Annotated in this window: 14 protein-coding genes and 2 pseudogenes; 3 read left to right on the forward strand and 13 right to left on the reverse strand. The window is 32.3% G+C overall.

Annotation, left to right across the window (positions count from 1 at the left end; all coding sequences use genetic code 11):
* Window positions 1-2: 2 nt before the first annotated feature.
* A complete protein-coding gene (locus SYO3AOP1_RS06995; RefSeq protein ID WP_012460027.1) occupies window positions 3-1,193 on the reverse strand; it encodes a cation diffusion facilitator family transporter in 1,191 nt (396 codons plus the stop codon).
* Window positions 1,194-1,211: 18 nt separating this feature from the next.
* Window positions 1,212-2,342, reverse strand: coding sequence for a glutamine-hydrolyzing carbamoyl-phosphate synthase small subunit (gene carA, locus SYO3AOP1_RS07000; RefSeq protein WP_012460028.1), 1,131 nt, complete (start codon window positions 2,340-2,342; stop codon window positions 1,212-1,214).
* Between the two features lie 526 nt (window positions 2,343-2,868).
* On the opposite strand from carA, the pseudogene SYO3AOP1_RS07005 reads away from it, so the two are divergent.
* A pseudogene (locus SYO3AOP1_RS07005) lies at window positions 2,869-3,330 on the forward strand (transposase); the annotation flags it as partial.
* An 8-nt stretch (window positions 3,331-3,338) separates the two neighbouring features.
* On the opposite strand, the gene SYO3AOP1_RS07010 reads toward SYO3AOP1_RS07005, so the two are convergent.
* A complete protein-coding gene (locus SYO3AOP1_RS07010) occupies window positions 3,339-4,577 on the reverse strand; it encodes an IS256 family transposase (RefSeq protein WP_012458828.1) in 1,239 nt (412 codons plus the stop codon).
* A gap of 46 nt (window positions 4,578-4,623) precedes the next feature.
* Here SYO3AOP1_RS07010 and SYO3AOP1_RS07015 point away from each other — a divergent pair.
* A pseudogene (locus SYO3AOP1_RS07015) lies at window positions 4,624-5,160 on the forward strand (IS110 family transposase); the annotation flags it as partial.
* A 190-nt stretch (window positions 5,161-5,350) separates the two neighbouring features.
* Here SYO3AOP1_RS07015 and SYO3AOP1_RS07020 read toward each other — a convergent pair.
* The 10 genes from SYO3AOP1_RS07020 to SYO3AOP1_RS07065 form a co-directional block, all read right to left on the reverse strand.
* Window positions 5,351-5,542, reverse strand: a complete 192-nt coding sequence (locus tag SYO3AOP1_RS07020; RefSeq protein WP_012460029.1) for a hypothetical protein — start codon at window positions 5,540-5,542, stop codon at window positions 5,351-5,353.
* Window positions 5,543-5,604: 62 nt separating this feature from the next.
* The gene (gene recR, locus SYO3AOP1_RS07025; RefSeq protein WP_012460030.1) at window positions 5,605-6,207 is read right to left on the reverse strand and encodes a recombination mediator RecR; all 603 of its coding nucleotides are present in this window, start codon (window positions 6,205-6,207) and stop codon (window positions 5,605-5,607) included.
* A complete protein-coding gene (locus tag SYO3AOP1_RS07030) occupies window positions 6,204-6,536 on the reverse strand; it encodes a YbaB/EbfC family nucleoid-associated protein (RefSeq protein WP_012460031.1) in 333 nt (110 codons plus the stop codon). Before SYO3AOP1_RS07030 ends, recR begins: the two co-directional genes overlap by 4 nt.
* Window positions 6,529-8,034 (reverse strand): DNA polymerase III subunit gamma/tau, encoded by a 1,506-nt coding sequence (gene dnaX, locus SYO3AOP1_RS07035; protein ID WP_012460032.1) that lies wholly within the window; start codon window positions 8,032-8,034, stop codon window positions 6,529-6,531. The genes SYO3AOP1_RS07030 and dnaX overlap by 8 nt, the downstream gene beginning before the upstream one ends.
* A gap of 234 nt (window positions 8,035-8,268) precedes the next feature.
* Complete coding sequence (locus SYO3AOP1_RS07040) at window positions 8,269-9,102, reverse strand: energy transducer TonB (RefSeq protein ID WP_012460033.1); 834 nt, start codon at window positions 9,100-9,102, stop codon at window positions 8,269-8,271.
* A 1-nt stretch (window position 9,103) separates the two neighbouring features.
* Window positions 9,104-9,505, reverse strand: coding sequence for a biopolymer transporter ExbD (locus SYO3AOP1_RS07045; RefSeq protein ID WP_012460034.1), 402 nt, complete (start codon window positions 9,503-9,505; stop codon window positions 9,104-9,106).
* Window positions 9,506-9,514: 9 nt separating this feature from the next.
* Window positions 9,515-9,958, reverse strand: a complete 444-nt coding sequence (locus SYO3AOP1_RS07050; RefSeq protein WP_012460035.1) for a MotA/TolQ/ExbB proton channel family protein — start codon at window positions 9,956-9,958, stop codon at window positions 9,515-9,517.
* Window positions 9,959-9,997: 39 nt separating this feature from the next.
* On the reverse strand, window positions 9,998-11,422 hold the full coding sequence (locus SYO3AOP1_RS07055; RefSeq protein WP_012460036.1) for a 4Fe-4S binding protein: 1,425 nt from the start codon (window positions 11,420-11,422) through the stop codon (window positions 9,998-10,000).
* Between the two features lie 23 nt (window positions 11,423-11,445).
* The gene (locus SYO3AOP1_RS07060) at window positions 11,446-13,551 is read right to left on the reverse strand and encodes a TonB-dependent receptor (protein WP_012460037.1); all 2,106 of its coding nucleotides are present in this window, start codon (window positions 13,549-13,551) and stop codon (window positions 11,446-11,448) included.
* A gap of 478 nt (window positions 13,552-14,029) precedes the next feature.
* Entirely contained in the window at window positions 14,030-14,437 is a 408-nt protein-coding gene (locus SYO3AOP1_RS07065) for a transcriptional repressor (RefSeq protein WP_012460038.1), read from the reverse strand.
* Between the two features lie 401 nt (window positions 14,438-14,838).
* Between SYO3AOP1_RS07065 and metE the strand changes: the two genes are divergently transcribed.
* Window positions 14,839-17,127: a 5-methyltetrahydropteroyltriglutamate--homocysteine S-methyltransferase gene (metE, locus tag SYO3AOP1_RS07070; RefSeq protein WP_012460039.1), complete on the forward strand. Its 2,289-nt coding sequence runs from the start codon at window positions 14,839-14,841 to the stop codon at window positions 17,125-17,127.
* The last annotated feature ends 78 nt before the right edge of the window (window positions 17,128-17,205 follow it).

Below are 17,205 nucleotides of genomic sequence, written 5' to 3' on the forward strand. Positions count from 1 at the left end.
GACTATACCTCTCCTTTTATAAATTCTTTCCAAGATTTTACCACTTCATTGACTGATTCATCTACTTTATTTTTTTCTGTTTCCCATACCATGATACTACTTTTTGATAGTAAAAATCTTACTTTAAAATCAAGTGGATGATTTTTTGATACTAAAACATCTAATCCAAGCTTTGAAAGAAGTTTAGATAGACTGCTTTCTTCTATGGTTATATTATAACTGCTAAGAATTTCTAAATCTTGGCTAATATCGTAAATGCATACGACTCTTGCTGTTTCAAAATCTTTTATGTTTTGATTTTCATCACATAAAACGCCTATTCTTAAACCTTCCTGTCTTGCCGGTTCGTAATGTATTACGACAGATTCTATGTTTTGTATTTTTTGTTTTATCTCCTCTGCAATTTCATCAACGATTCTGTGTGCCTCTCTAAGAGACATATTATGAAGAAGTATTTCTGCTTCAACAAATTTATAACTTCCCGCAGTTCTTCCTTTTATTTCTTTTATATCAACTACTGCCGGATTTTTAAGAATTAAATTTTTGATTTTATTAAGCTCATCTAAGTCTAATGAATAATCAAGCAAAACTTTTATTGAATCTTTTAAAATTTCAAATCCGCTTTTAAAAATAAATACAGATACGATTGCTGCTGCATACTTATCTAAGTTATAACCAAAATAAACACTGATTAGACCTATCAAAACTATAATGGAAGAAAGAAAGTCAGCCCAAATATGCTCAGCATCTGCAACAAGAACAGGAGAGTTTAGTTTTTCACCGGCTTTCTTTTCGAATCTTGAATAGAAAAATGTTAAAACCATCGCAATCAACATAACAATGATTGCATACTCTGGATTTTTTACTTGATGGCTTTCATGTGATAAAAATGCTTCTTTAAGTATTTCATAAGCTGCAAAGAATAAGAAAAAAGATATTATTACAGCTGCTATGTTTTCTACTTTATAAAGACCGTAGGGAAAATCTTTTGATTTTTTTGCTGTAATCTTTACGCTGATAAATGATATAACAGATGCTATGAGGTCAGAAAAAGAGTGGATAGCCTCAGCAATAAGCCCAAGACTATTTGTGATAAGTCCAACAACAAGTTTTAAAATCGATAAAAAAAGATTTAAAGTTAGAGAGCCAAGTATCCAACGCTCTTTTAAGGTTTGGTGATGATTGTTATTCATTTTCTAATTTTTTACCTCTTACTTCTTACACGCTTTAATCAAATTGTAAAATTCATCAAAAATATAGAATGAGTCATGAGGTCCCGGTGCTGCTTCCGGATGATGCTGGATTGAAAATACAGGATAATTTTTATGTCTCATTCCTTCTACTGTGTTATCATTTAAGTTAATATGGGTAATTTCAACATCTTGAGGGAGTTTAGATTCATCCGTTGCGTAGTTGTGGTTTTGTGCTGTAATTTCAACTTTTCCTGTTTTTAGATTTTTGACTGGATGGTTTCCACCATGATGACCAAATTCAAGCTTATAAGTTCTACTTCCAAAAGCCCAAGATAAAAGCTGATGTCCAAGACATATACCAAAAATTGGCTTTTCTGAAGCAATAAGTTTTTTTATCTGCTGTATTTGATAGGTTAAAATCGCCGGGTCTCCCGGTCCATTTGATAAGAAAATTCCATCCGGATTTATGCTTAACACCTCTTCTGCTGAAACGTTGTGAGGAAAACATATTAGCTCTAAATTTCTATCGGCAAGAAGTCTTAAAATATCTTTTTTAACGCCATAGTCTATTACTGCAACTTTATAATGAAATTCTGTTTGCTCCGTATAACCTTCTGGCCATTTCCAACTTTTTTGAGTCCATCTATAAACTTTTGATGTTGATACTTCCTTAACTAAATTTAGCTCTGAAATATCCGGAATGCTTCTTGCTTTTCTTACTGCTTCTTGGGGTGAAATATCACCAATGCCGATGTATCCTTTCATTACTCCGTAGTCTCTTAAAACTCTAACTACAGCTCTTGTATCTACGCCAAAAATTCCAATTACGTTGCTTTCTTCCAAGTACTCTTTTAAGCTTTTTTTTGCTCTATAATTTGAATAAATAGCAGGGACATCCTTTACAACAAAGCCATTAACCCAAACTCTGTCAGATTGACTGTCTTCGTCGTTTATCCCGTAGTTTCCAATTTCTGCACCTGTCATAACTACAATTTGACCTTTGTAAGATGGGTCTGTTAAGATTTCTTGATATCCTGTCATTGATGTATTAAAGATTACTTCTCCGTCTGTTTCTTTTAATTTAAAGCCGGAAAATGCATAACCATAGAAAAAATGACCATCTTCAAGTGCTAAAATCGCTCTTTCCATTAAACAACCTCAATCATTTTAAGATAATATTTTATCATGTTAGGATGTGGAAATGTAAATTGACTTTAAGGATGTTCTAAAATTTTAGCAAGTTTATCTTCATTACGTCATCTTGAGGATTTTAGTCCAAAGGTTCTCCTCTTTTAAAAAGTGAGGAGGCAAAAAAGTGAGAAGTAATATTTAGAAAGGTAGGAGATTCTTCACTAACGCTCAGAATGACGAATATGAGGACTGTTAACGTATGGCTTTCACTTTCTTTGTCATCGTATATTAAATATACTAAAAATTTTTTAAACTATAAGAGAATAAGTTTTATAATAATTATAGACATGGGAGAAAAAAAGAAGGACAGATCAAGTTTCTGTCATTGGTCTTTTAAGACCGATCAGGATGTTTTAGACTGTCCTTCCTCTACTTCCTAAAACCTGAATCAGAACATTAGGCTTTTAAGCCTGTATTTAACTACGATGATAGGTTATCAGGAAGTTTCTTTCATGTCAAGTATTTTATGAAAGGAGGTACTATTATGAACAGCTACAAAATTGTTATAGGAGTTGATGTATCTAAAAACTCATTCACTGCTACAGTTTTGTATGATAACAAGAAAGAAACTTTTGAAGTTAAATCTGACCCGGTTGAGTTTGAAATGAAAATAAAGCCTTACCTTAAGAAGTTTAAAAAGTCAGATATGCTTATCATAATGGAACATACGGGAGTTTACCATTTAAAGCTTGCTAATTATCTGTATGAAAATGGTTATAAAGTAGCAGTAGTAAATCCATTTTCAATAAAGAAATTTATGGAAGCTAAAATGACAAGAGTTAAAACAGATAAAGCTGATTCATTCTTTATAGCAGAGTATGGAAGAACGTTTTTCGATGGAGAGCTTTATAAACCAAAATCAGATGTAGAAAAAGAAATAGAAGTAAAACTAAAGATATTGGAAGACTTACAACAGCAGCTTACAATGCTAAGAAACAAAAGAGAAGAGACTTGTCAATAATTTTGTGTCTGGATTGAAAACTTTTTATTAAACAATTGTAAAATTTCATAAGAGACTCCTTTAAAAGCAGGTATAGGCTTTTTCCATTTTCCATTCTTTAAATTGTCTCTTTGTATAAGCAGATTTATCTCAAGAATGTCCACAGATTGAAAATATCCACCTAAATTTATTCTTACCTTTTCTATCATGCTATTAACACTTTCAACTGGATTTGTTGTGTATATGTGCTTTCTTAGATTTTCTGGATATTTTAAAAAACATAAGTATCTCTCTTTGTTAGATTGAATATGTTTTATAAAGCTTGGATATTTAGACTTAAATCTACCGCATAAATCATCTAATTTTTCTAATCCATCTTCATAATCTAAGCTGTTTTCTTTTATGTTTTTCAGTTCTTTGTTAAATACTTGTGAATCTTCTTTATCCATCTGATTTCTAACGTTTCTTTGTAAATGGACTAAACATAGCTGATGGTCTGTATAAGGAAATAGTGTTTCTATGGCTTTTGTTATCCCAGGAAAATCATCACTTACTATAAGCATTACCCTTTTTAGTCCTCTATCTATTAAATCATTGAATACTTTTATCCAGTCTGCTTTGTTTTCACTACTGAAAAATGTGTAAAATCCAAATATATCTTTATTTCCTTGTAAATCTATTCCAAGAACTACATAGACAGAAGCCTTTCTGATTTTGTTTTTCTCTTTTATATCACAGTGATATGCGTCTATATACAGTACAAATGCATCCGATGGAAGCTCTCTTGTTTTAAAATCATTAAGTCTTTCTATAAGCTGTTTTTTGATTGCATCCATATGTTGTTTTGAGTAGTTTAAGCCCAAGCTTTTTAATGTAGAATCTATCTTGCTTTCTGAGTATCCATTGGATACCAAACTCATAAGAAGGTCTATATAATCTTCATTAACTCTTTTATAAGGGTCAGGTAATATTTGTGGTCTAAATTTACCCTTTCTATCTCTTGGGACATTTATGTTAAGCTTGAAAGAACCAGTATTTAGGCTTCTTTCATAATATCCGTTTGCTTTGTTGTCTTCATCATTTTCAAGGAAGAAATTTCTTTCCTGATTCATAATCAGTTCCACAACAGATTCTAAAAGCTTTCTTATACCTATCTTTTCTTCTTGAGTTGTTATACCGTTTGGGAAAAGTTCTTTTACTAATTCTTCGGTAGATCTGTCTAATATTTTTTCAAAGTATTCTTTCTTATCCATTACTACTCCTCCTTATAATTTTATTTAGACACAACATTATTTTAACTCCCAAAGAGAATCATTAAGTCATGTACCAATGAAAAAATTGAAAGAGAATTTAGAATATTACGATGAGCTAATTAGAAAAATAGAAAAAAACATAAAAGAACTTGAGAAAGAGATAAAAGAATTGTCTAAGAAGAATTATCAAGAGGAATACAAACTTTTAAAAAGCATACCTGGTATAAGTGATAGGACTATAGGAATGATAATATCAGTATATGGAAATTTTGAAAGATTTAAGAGTGTAAAAGATATATCGAGTTTTATAGGAATCAGTCCAAGCCCATATGAAAGTGCAGCATGTGTAAAGAAAAGTGGCTGGATAAAGAAGATGGGAAATCCATATGCAAGGAAAATATTATACATGGCAGCATTATCAGCAATAAGGTTTAACAAATACTGCAGAGAATTATACGAAAGATTAGTAAGTAAAGGTAAGGCTAAAAAGTTAGCATTAGTGGCTGTAGCACATAAGTTATTAAGGCAAGCATATGGTGTATTAAAAAGCAGAAGACCATTTGATGAAAATTTTTGTACTTGACATTTAACATAGAACATCCTGAGGACCTTAGTCCGAAGGATTTCTTTTTTTAAAAACCGGGAAAATAAGAAGTGAGATGTAAAAAAGGGAGATGATTCTTCGCTTATGCTTAGAAGGACGATCAGAAAGTCAATTAATTTTTTGACTTAATCAAAATTTTAAAGCACTCTCAAATATACTCAAAAAAGATTTACAAACTTTCTAACTTTTCTACAACCTCGTCTAAATTTTGACTTCTTCCGATTAATCTTAAAATCTGTCTTAAAGTATCTATATTGTTTGTTTTATTAATCTTTTCTACTATTGTCTCATCAACCGCTCCAAACCTAACATCCATTAGGTTTATTATATTCTCTCTTAAAGTTTCTAATTTACCGTCCAATTTCCATTTTCTGTTAAAGTCATCATCTTTTTATCAAGTCCTGATACTTCTTTTAATACTTCTCACTTCAAAATCTGTTTATTTTCCAATGCTTTGGCTAATGTAAAATCATCTGCATTTTCTAATACTCCGCCAAAAGGTAAGCCATAAGCTAATCTTGAGATGGTTATAGGATAGTTTTTTATCAAATTATGTATATAATTTGCTGTTGCTTCGCCTTCTACTGTTGGATTTGTTGCAAAGATAATTTCTTTTACATTTAATTTTTTTATTCTGTCAATCAAAGATTTTATGTTTAGCTTTTCTGGACCTATTCCCTCTAATGGAGAAAGCCTTCCGCCTAAAACATGATAAAGTCCGCTGTATTTGCCTGTATTTTCAATCATAAAAGCATCAAAAGACTCTTCAACTACACAGATAACAGACCTATCTCTACTTTCATCACTACATACATCGCAAATTTCTTTTTCTGTAAAAATTCCGCATTCTCTGCAAAGATGAACTTTGTCAAGCATTAAAGCCAAGTGTCTTACAAGGTCTACCGCTTCACCTTTGGGCATTTTTAATAGATTGACAGCTAATCTTTGGGCTGTCTTTTCTCCATAACCTGGTAGTCTAGATATTTCCGATATAACCTGCTGAATAGTCTCCGGAACTATATTCAAAACATACCACCAAATTTAGACATATTCATAGGAAGACCGGTAGCTTGAGAAATTTTATCTGCTACAACTTCCTTAGACCTTTCTGATACTTCATTTATAGCCGCGATAAGCAAATCTTTTAAGACTGGGTATTCGTTTTCATTAAGAAGTGATTTATCTATTTCTAAATCTAACACTGTTCCAAGACCATCTGATACAACCTTCACCATTCCTCCGCCAACTTCAACGACTATTTTTTCATTTTTAAGCTCTTCTTTTGCTTTTTCAACGTTTTCTTTTATGCTTTGTGCCTGTTTCATTAACTCAGCCAAATTTCCAAAGTTAAACATTATCATCCTCCTTTTTGTAAGTGATTATTTTTGAACCGGGGAAAAGCTCTAAAACCTTTTCTACTGCCTCGTCTTTTTTAGATTCTTTAACTTTACTTTTTTTTTCTTCCGGAGACGATATAAATATTTCTTTACTGAAGTATTTAGTTAAAATACTCATATTGTCTCTTAAAATGTCTTCTTCGCTTTTTGATTTAACTTTTATGTAAACTGCGTTTTCATCTTCTTTAATTTCTGCGTTTTTAATTATTACTGCTATGACTTTTTCATTTTTTATAATCTGACTAATGATTTTGTTTAAATCCTGTTTTTGCTCTTCTTTTGGCTTTATTTCTTCTTGTTGTTTAGTTTCTTGTTTTTCTTGTGGTTTGATTTCTTGTTTTAATACTTCAGGTTCTTTTTTAGGGACAACTTGAACGCCTTCAGCAAAAAGCTGCTCTATTCTTTTAATGCTGTCTAAATACAACGTTTTTAAAATTGTTAGATGATAAATCTGTTTTGGGTCAAAAAATGTTCTTGCCTCTGAATATGTTTTTGTGAAAATGGTTTTTAAATAAATAAGAGATTTTAAATCTTCTTTTGAAAAAATTTCATCTTCTTTATCAAGTGCTAAGTCTATAAGTGTTTTGTGAATGGCTTCTAAAAGCTGTTTCCAAAATACGTTTATATCATATCCTTCGTCTTCAAGTGTATCAATTAATTTTATGTTTTCATCAACTTTTAAGTCTTTAATATTTCTTAAAAACTTTTGTACATAGCTGTATGGAACTATTCCGAGAATTTCTTCTACATCTTTTCTTGTAAGCTTTCCTTCTGCATAAGTTACTGCTTGGTCTAAAAGACTTGCCGAATCTCTCATACCACCTTCAAGCTCTTGGGCTAATAACTCTACCGCATCTTCTTCATATGGAATTTTTTCATTGTTTAATATTCTCAAAAGATAGTTTTTTATCTGCTCTTTTGTTGGTGGCTTAAATATAAATGTTTGACATCTTGATTTTATGGTTTCAGGTATTTTGTAAAGTTCTGTTGTTGCTAAGATAAAAATGTTTCTTGGTGGTGGTTCTTCTAAGGTTTTTAAAAGGGCGTTGAATGCTTCTTTTGTAAGCATATGTGCTTCATCTATTATATATACTTTGTATTTTCCTTTTATTGGCTGGTATCCAACGTTATCACGAATCATTCTTATATCATCTATACCTCTGTTAGATGCTGCGTCAATTTCATACATGTCCGGAAAAGAGCCTTTATCTATTTCAATACAGTTTTCACACTGATTGCAAGATTCATAATCTACCGGATTTTTACAGTTTAAGACTTTTGAAAGGATTCTTGCTATGGTTGTTTTTCCAACGCCTCTTGGTCCAGAAAAGATGTAAGCATGTGATACTCTATCAAGCTTTACAGCATTTTTTAAAGTCTTAACAACATGCTCCTGACCTATCACTTCTTGAAAAGATTTTGGTCTATATTTTCTTGAAAAAGCTTCGTAAGCCAATATTTACCTCGAAGATAATCCTAAATATTTCATAAATTATAATCCATTAAACAGATGTTTGCAATAAGCTACAAAGAGTGTTCCAAAATTCTCGCAAACTTACCTTTCTGTGTAATCCTGAGGACGTAAGTCCGAAGAATCTTCTCTTTTGATTTTTTGATTTGAAAAGAAAACAGGAGATTCTTCGCACGGCTGCAGAATAACAATGTTGATTTTTGCAAGCAGTCTCATAAGCTACATATAAATAATCTGAAATACTATCGGGATTTCTACTGTTATTCTCTTTGGCGGTTTTTTGTATGGTTGTAATTTCTTTAAAATCTCAATGGCTCCTCTGTCAAGAACGTTATATCCGCTTGATTCTACTATTTTTATAGAGTTTTCGTCTATTGTTCCATCTTCATTTATAGTTACCCTTACAATTACTTGACCTTCTATTTTTAATCTTTTAGCAATTGGTGGATATAAATCTCTCTCTCTTGCCTGCTGATTTAGATATCTTATCAATTCTTTAAGGTAGCCGTCTATATCTTCTTCCTTTTTTTCCGGTTGTTTAAATTGGTCTGGTCTTCCTTTTGATAAGTCTATCGGCGTTGGTTCTGTTTTTTGTGTCTGTGCTGTGGTAGGTTGTGTTTGTTGAGTTGGTTGAGTTTGTGGTGGATTTTGTTTTATAGGTTGTTGAGTGTTTTGTTTTTCTTGCGGTTTTTGAGCTTCTTGTTTTGGCGTTTCTGATTCTGGTTTGACGATAGGTTTAGGTTTTTCCGGCTGTGGCTTTGGTGCAGGTTGCGGTGGTGGTAATGTTTCTTTTTGCTGCACTATCTTTTTTTCTTCTACCTTTGGTAAGGATTTAGTTTGCGGTAATGCTTCATTTTTCTGTATCATCTTTTTTTCTTCTACCGGTGGTTTAAACTCTTTTTTAAAGTCTTCATCAAGACTCACTGTGATTATTTTTTCTTTTTCTTCTTTTGGCTTTGGTTTAAGCAGAAAAAATGAGCTAAAAAGCAGCGCATGGATTAATAAAGATAATGCTAAGGATATAACTAAAAGTCTTTCTTTCTTAAAGTTCATACTATTCTTTTTTTGTCTCTATTATGTACTTTTCTAATCCTACCTGTCTACAAACATCTATAACTGTTACAACATCTTGAAAAATTACATCTTTTTCTGACCTTAAAGCGACTACTTGATTTTCATCTGTTTTTACTGCTTGGAGTTTTTGTTTAAGCTCTTCTGGACTTACTTTTTGCCCTTCAAAATATATACCATCTTTTTTGATTGTTATTTCTATTCTTTTTTGTGTAGATTTTGCAGGTTCTCCTGTTTTTGCCTTTGGAAGGTCAAGGGGAATTTTTCCTTCTACCATAAACGTAGCAGTTGCCATAAAAATGATTAAGATAACTAAGACTATATCTACCAAAGGAATCATGTTTATTTCAGATATTTCTTTTTCATTTTCGTCAATAAGTTTCATCTTCAGCTCCTACTTTTTAGACTCTTCGTAGACCATCATTAAAAATTTTGCCTTTCTTACAAAGTAGTTATAAGCTATAACAGCCGGAATTGCTACAAAAAGACCCATCGCGGTTGCTACCAATGCTTCTGATATTCCAGCCATTACAACTCTCACTCCAAACTCTGTTGAGGTTGCAAGACTATGAAATGCTTTTATTATTCCTAAAACTGTTCCAAATAAGCCTATAAACGGTGCGTTGTTTCCAAAAGTTGCCAAAATTCCAAGCCTTTTTTCTAAGGACATTTTCAACTCTAACGGTTCAAACTTTGTTAAGTTTTTTTCTATCGTCTTGTAAGTGATAAATCTCTCGATGATAATTGCAAAGTTGATGATGCTCATGATAAGCAAGATATAAAGAACAGGGTCTCCACCGATTAAGGCAAGTTTTAAAACTATTTCTGTAATGCTCATTTATTTCTCCTTATCGAAAATTATAAATCAATTATACCATCAATGGTGATGGTGATGGTGAGTTGGCGGATAAGCCATAAATGCGTACTGCTGAAATACACTTAGCAGAATATAAAATATAGGAAGTGCGGAAGCAAATAGGAATGCTATCTTGAACCTTGGATGCAGATTAAAACCAAACAAAGACATTCTTCTATAAATCAAGTATAAACTCCAAAAGCCAGCTATGTAGTTAAAGATTGTAAAGAACCTAAGCCATGGGTCTGACCTTGAAGCAAGAGGTTCTACGGTTATATTTAAGAAAAACGCTTGGGATATTCCATTTACAAAGTGTGGATAGTAATCAAAGAAGAAAAATGAGAGCGCATGAGACAATCCCCCAACAATCATGATTGGAGCAAAAGCATAACCTATGTTGTTAAATAAGTTTGTATAATCGGTGTTTAAAATTTTTGATGCTATATAAAATCCAACTGTACTAAAGAGCAAAGCCGACCCGATACCCATCAACAGAGCAACAAAACCAACTATATCAACGCCTTTTGGGAATTGAAAGATACTGTCTAAATATTTACCGATTATTGTCCAAGGTAAAGAGTCAGCAAGTCCTGTTCTTGACAAGCCATGATGAAACTTCATGGTAATTGTTATCACGCCGATTATTAATATGTAAGTCCAAACTTCAAAGCTATGAGGTTTTGATATTTTTTCATACAGAGAATGACCCCATTTTCTAATCTCCCATCTTACTGAGCTGCAAGCGTTTGCACATTCCATGCAGAGAATACATTCTTCCATTGAGTTTTTGCTGTCAAACTTAGATGGGTTAAATTTATACGGACAAGCTATCGCACAATCAGGCTTTTTACACTTTAAGCAGTCTTCATGGTTGGTAGAGAGCCATGTAAAGCCAACTCTATTAAAAGATGTACAAATAGAGCCTATTGGACAAAAATATTTACAATAAACACCATTTCTAAATACAAACGATACAGTAATAGCTAAGATCGTAAAGGCTAAGAAAAGTAAAGCTGTTGGAAGTGGGTTATTGTAAACAGATGGGAATGTATATACTACAAACCAATAAACCAAAATCAGTACAAATAGACCGATTAGAGGATTTTTCAGTTTAACCGGAAGGTTTTTGTTTAATCCTATCTTAGTAAAGAATCTACCTAAAAACCCATGAGGACAAATGGTGCAAAAGAATCTTCCAACGGTTGGAAGTGTGATAATCATGAAAAATGGCCAAAATAGACCCCAAAAAAGACCGGTTGTAAATAAGTTTTCTTTGGTAGGATTAATAAAGCCATAAACGATTGCATAGATGACTAAAAAAAGTAAAAACAACCTAACACCGTTTAAAAAGTTAATATTTCTTAATAGATTGCCAGCAACAGGAATGTCAAAAATATTCCTTCCCTCTTTTCTAAAATCTTTTAATTCAACTTTTACCTCTTGCATATCACCACACCTCCAAAATGTTGTTAGAATTTATAACTACCATAGACAAAATAAGTTCTTGGGGCACCAGGAACATATGGAGTAGATGAATCTTCTTTAACTTCAACTGCATATTTTTTATCTGTCAAGTTGTAAACACTAAAACCAAGCTCTAAATTTTTCTTTTCATAGCCTAAAAACAGATTTGTCAAAAACTCATAACCTTTGTATTTTCCTGTATTTGCTGCATTTGTGTAGTACTGACCCCAAGTGTTAGTGTCTATCTTTGCCTTAAATCCAGATGGATGGAAGTAATAAACATACAACGTGTATTTATGCTTTGGAATATACTCCAATCTATTATTGCTTCTATCATATGCACGAAAGCTTGAACCAACCCTTTTAACTTCTATATATTCTTTATAAATAAAATCGCTATATGTATAGGACCCGCCTATATACAAACCATCGTATACTTTAAACCTTCCGTCTATTTCAACGCCTTTTTTATTAACTTTACCAGCATTTGCAAAAGACGTCCTTGACCCATCTAACACTTGTGTTATCTCGTCCCTCGAGTCTATGAAGAAGAACGCTGTGTTAAAACTGTATTCGTCTGACTTAACTGTCTTTGTTCCAATCTCATACTGGTAAGCTTTTGTATTTTTTAAATTTGGATTATAGGTTAGCTGACTCCACTGTGGTGTCTGGAATCCTGCACTAAAAGATGCATAAATATTCGTTATAGGTGCTACCGCATAGCTAAACCCTATCTTTGGGCTTATAAATCTAAACGTTCTGTTAATTTGTGTATTACTGTTAGAGATTATATATCTTGCATTTGTTAGTGAGTAGTTATAATCAATATAGTTTTGTTGATTTAGGTCAAATTTAACAGCATCCCATCTAAGTCCAATGTCGATTAGGAGATTTTTTGTGGGTATAAGCGTTTCTTGGGCGTAAAATCCGTATTTAAGAATTTTGTTATGATCTGTTTCTGCTAATCTTCCTTTTTGGTCGGAAAGTGTGTATTTTATGACATCTATATTTGGTCTTGGATTACATGGTCCGGTTGAACACATAACATATCCATAAGTATATTTATCTGCATCATATTTGTCATGTTGAATTTGAAAGCCAGAGATTAACGTTGAGTTGATGCCAAACAATGAATGTTTAAGCTCTGTTATAAAATCGGTACCAAAAACCTTAGCACCACCATCGTTTATGAAGCCTGTTACAGGGTGGTAATGACTCCACTTTTGAATGTAAAATATTGGTTTAATTGTAAAGCTATCTGTTAACTGATTTTGATATTTCGTATTAAAGAAATAAATCTCGCTGTATCTTCCACTATGTATCCATACATTTTCTTTATATTGCTTAGATGGGTCTGTATCAAATTGTTGTTTAGTTAAACTGTTAGGAAGTTGTAAATCTGCTTTTGAGTAGTTAAAGTATGTTTCTATGGAAGATTTATCATCAAAGAGATATCCAATTTTAAAAGATGCTTGCGTAGATTTAAACTCGTTCCATTCCCGCCATGAGTCTGTTGACCTTCTTGTGATGTCAACGTAGTAGAATAATTTTCCTTTGTAATTATTCCCATACAGTAAGTTGTAAAGCTGTGTGTTATAATTTCCGAAACCAGTCTTAAGCTTTAAACCTTGGACAGTCCATACTGGTTTAGTAATAAAGTTTACAACACCACCAATTGCGTTAGCACCATATAAAGTTGAGTTTGGACCCTTTACTATTTCTATTTGGTCAATAAGTTGTGGATTTACAAAATCAAGCCTTGTCATACCGTCTGGGTCAGTAATCGGAACGCCGTCCAATAAAATGTTAATCTGTCTTATACCATAAGGAGCGTTTAATCCCCCTCCCCTGATGATTAATCTAACATCATAACCACCGTTTTTTGTTTCAGCATTAACGCCAGAGACTTCACTTAAACTTTCTGATAGATTAAATCCTCTTTCAAATTTTAACTCTTCTTTTGTAATCGTAGCCGTAGATGCCGGCGTTTCCTTTTCTTCTCTTTCTGACTTTGTAGCTGTAAACTGGACTTTATCAAGTTTTAAAACCTCCTCAGCTTGAGCTAAGAAACTTAATGATAAAATTCCAGCGACAAAAAGTGATTTCCTCACACCTTCCTCCTTTTGTTAATTTTTCTAAAAAATTTTAACATAATTATAACTCATATTTAACATTAAATAAACGTGAATTATGAGAATGTTCTAATATTTTTGTAAATTTACCTTCTCACGTCATCCTGAGGACTTTAGTCCGATGGACCTCCTGATTTAAAGAAGGTGAGAAAGTAAGTAGAGGCAATTCATGAATTGCCCGTACAGTGATAAGTGAGAGTAAAAGAACGGAGATTCTTCGTTAAAATTTAAAAGCACTCTCACGTAAATTACTTTAGAATTTTTTATCATTTTGAAAAATTTAAAAATGATAATAAATAGCGAAAAATAGCATAAAAAGATTTGTTTCTATATTGGAAGATAGGTAATATATATTGCTGAATTAATTAACAGGTTAATATTTTCTTTTGAAAGTTAAAAAAATTGAGAACTTATAATTAGTTAGCTAAGTTAAATCTTATGTTAATATTAACAATTTTTATTCCTCTTTCTTACACTCTGGACAGATGCCATAAACTTCAATGCTATGGTCTAAAATATCAAATCCATGAACTTCTATCAACTCTTCTTTAAACTTTTCAAACGGGCAGTTATCAATAATTACAATCTTTTTACATTTTTGGCAAATTAAGTAATTCTTCTTAGAAGAAAGACCAAACCTTGCTTTATCTTCTCCAATCATGTAAGCTTTGACTACCAATCCTTGTTTTTGAAGCATATCAAGATTACGATAGATAGTAGATAAACTTATATCAATTCCTTTTTCTTTTAGCTTTAAATAAATATCCTCTGCATGAACAGGTATTTTACATTCTTCCAAAACTTCTAAGATTGCCTTTCTTTGTTTTGTTGCTTTAAATCCTTTTGGTATGATTAACTTTTCCATAACTCTCCTTTATATTAGAATAAAGCTTACTTTTCATCAATTCTTCTTTGTCATCCCGAGGTCGAAGACTCTCCTCTTTTAGACAAAAGGAGAAGAGATTCTTCGCTTACGCTCAGAATGACACCATTGGATCGTTCTTTGTCATCCTGAGGCCGTAAGGCCGAAGGATCTCATTTTAAATTCTATAAAAATCGCTAATTTTTCATCCAAGATATAGCTCTCCTTTATATTAACTAATACCGTTTAAAGTAGTGAGAAATAATTTTTCATACAACTCACTATTTACTTGTCATTTAATTTTAAACTACCAAACGATAAAATGCAAATGATTTGCATTTGAAATTAGAATCAATATAAGGTATAATTTATGGCAAAATTAATATTTTTCAGGAGGAAAATTTATGAAAACAACCATTCACGGCTATCCAAAAATTGGACCAAACAGGGAGTTAAAAAAAGTTGTAGAAGCTTACTGGAAAGGTCAAGTATCAAAAGATGAGCTTATCTCAAAGGCATCAGAAATAAATCTTAGTAGAGTTAAAAAGGCTATTGATAACGGTGTTGATATTATTCCATCTAATGATTTTTCTCTCTATGACTTTGTTCTTGATACAGCAACTATGTTTAATGTAATCCCGGAAAGATTTAAGTATATAGAAGACTCTCTTGATAGATACTTTGCAATGGCAAGAGGAACAGATAAAGCTATTGCCTGCGAAATGACAAAATGGTTTGATACAAACTATCACTACATAGTTCCGGAGCTTGCAGGAGATATTAAGCTTGTTAAAAACAGACCCCTTAAATCATACAGATATGTAAAAGAAGCACTTGGAATTAAAACTAAGCCTGTTTTGGTAGGACCATTTACTTTTGTTTACCTTTCAAAAGTCTATGAAAGACAAGAAGGCTCAATCTTAATGAAAATGGTTAAAGCAAGCGAAAGCAGTAAATTTGCAGGATACTTAGACCTTTTTACATCTTTATACAACCAAGTTTTAAAAGAGCTTGAAAATGAAGGCGTTGAATACGTTCAGTTAGACGAGCCAGCATTTGTTTTAGATTTATCTGATGAAGAAGTTGGACTAGCATTAAAAGCGTATGAAAAAGTAATGGACGAAATCAAAAACTTAAAAGTAATTGTTAACACTTATTATGAAAGCCTTTCAAGCTATGATAAGCTTGTAAACTTACCGGTTCATGGAATTGGTCTTGATTTTGTAGTAAACAATGAAAACTTAGAAAACATTAGAAAATATGGATTTCCGGCAGATAAAATATTGGTTGCTGGCGTTGTATCCGGAAGAGACCCATGGAAGACAAATTTGAAAGAAACTGCAAACTTAATTAAAGAATTATCAAACTATATAAAACCAGAAAACATTATCTTGTCTAATGCAGCACCATTATTCCATTTACCAGTTAGTTTAGAGCCGGAGAAAGGACATTTATCACAAGACCTTATAAATATTCTTGCTTTTGCTGACGAAAGATTGGCAGAGCTAAAATCATTGAGAGACCACTTTGCAAACGGCGTTGATCTACCAGACACAGATGTTAAATCTATCATATCTAAATACAATAACGAAGCAGTAAGACAAACAGTTGCGCAAATAAGAAATGCAGAAGTTGGAAGAAAAACTCCATTTGAAGAAAGATATAAAAAGCAAATGGAATTATTAAAACTTCCTTTACTTCCAACAACAACAATCGGAAGCTTTCCACAAACACAAGAAGTTAGAAAGTACAGAGCAGACTACAAAGCCGGAAGAATTTCCCAGGAAGAGTACGAAAACTTTATTAAAAAACAGATTGAGTATGTTATAAAAGTTCAGGAAGAGTTAGACTTAGACGTTTTAGTTCATGGTGAGTTTGAAAGAACAGATATGGTTGAATTCTTTGGCGAGAAGTTGGAAGGTTTTGCATTTACTAAAAACGGCTGGGTTCAATCATATGGTACAAGATGTGTAAGACCACCTATTATTTACGGTGATGTTTCAAGACCAAATCCAATGACATTAAAAGAAACAGTTTATGCACAAAGCTTAACTGACAGACCGGTAAAAGGTATGCTTACAGGACCTGTTACAATTCTAAACTGGTCTTTCTACAGAAAAGACATTCCAAAAGAAGAAGTAGCTTATCAAATAGCAATAGCCTTAAGAGAAGAAGTTTTAGACCTTGAAAAAGCCGGCATAAAAATCATTCAAATAGACGAACCGGCATTTAGAGAAGGATTGCCGCTCAAAAAATCTAAACAAGAAGCTTACTTAAACTGGGCAGTAAAAGCGTTTAAGCTTAGCCATGATACGGTTAAAGATGAGATCCAAATCCATACTCATATGTGTTATTCAGAATTCAATGAAATTATTGAGTACATCCACAAAATGGATGCTGATGTTATCTCTATTGAAGCATCAAGAAGTAAAGGAGAAATCTTAGAAGCGTTTGAAAGATTTAACTACGACCATGGAATTGGTATAGGAGTTTACGATATACACTCTCCAAGAATTCCAAGAGAAGAAGAAATAGAAGAAATTTTAAGAAGGTCATTAAAATACATTAGAAAAGACCTTATCTGGGTAAATCCAGACTGTGGTTTAAAAACAAGAGGATGGGAAGAGACAATACCATCATTAAGAAATATGGTAAACGTAGCTAAAAGATTAAGAAAAGAACTTTCTCAGTAAACATCTACTTCCGGGACTCAGTTTTTGGGTCTCGGGTTTTATTAGTTTAAGTTTTTATACAAAAATCCGATAAATTTA

It is taken from the genome of Sulfurihydrogenibium sp. YO3AOP1 (assembly GCF_000020325.1).
Taxonomy (GTDB): domain Bacteria; phylum Aquificota; class Aquificia; order Aquificales; family Hydrogenothermaceae; genus Sulfurihydrogenibium.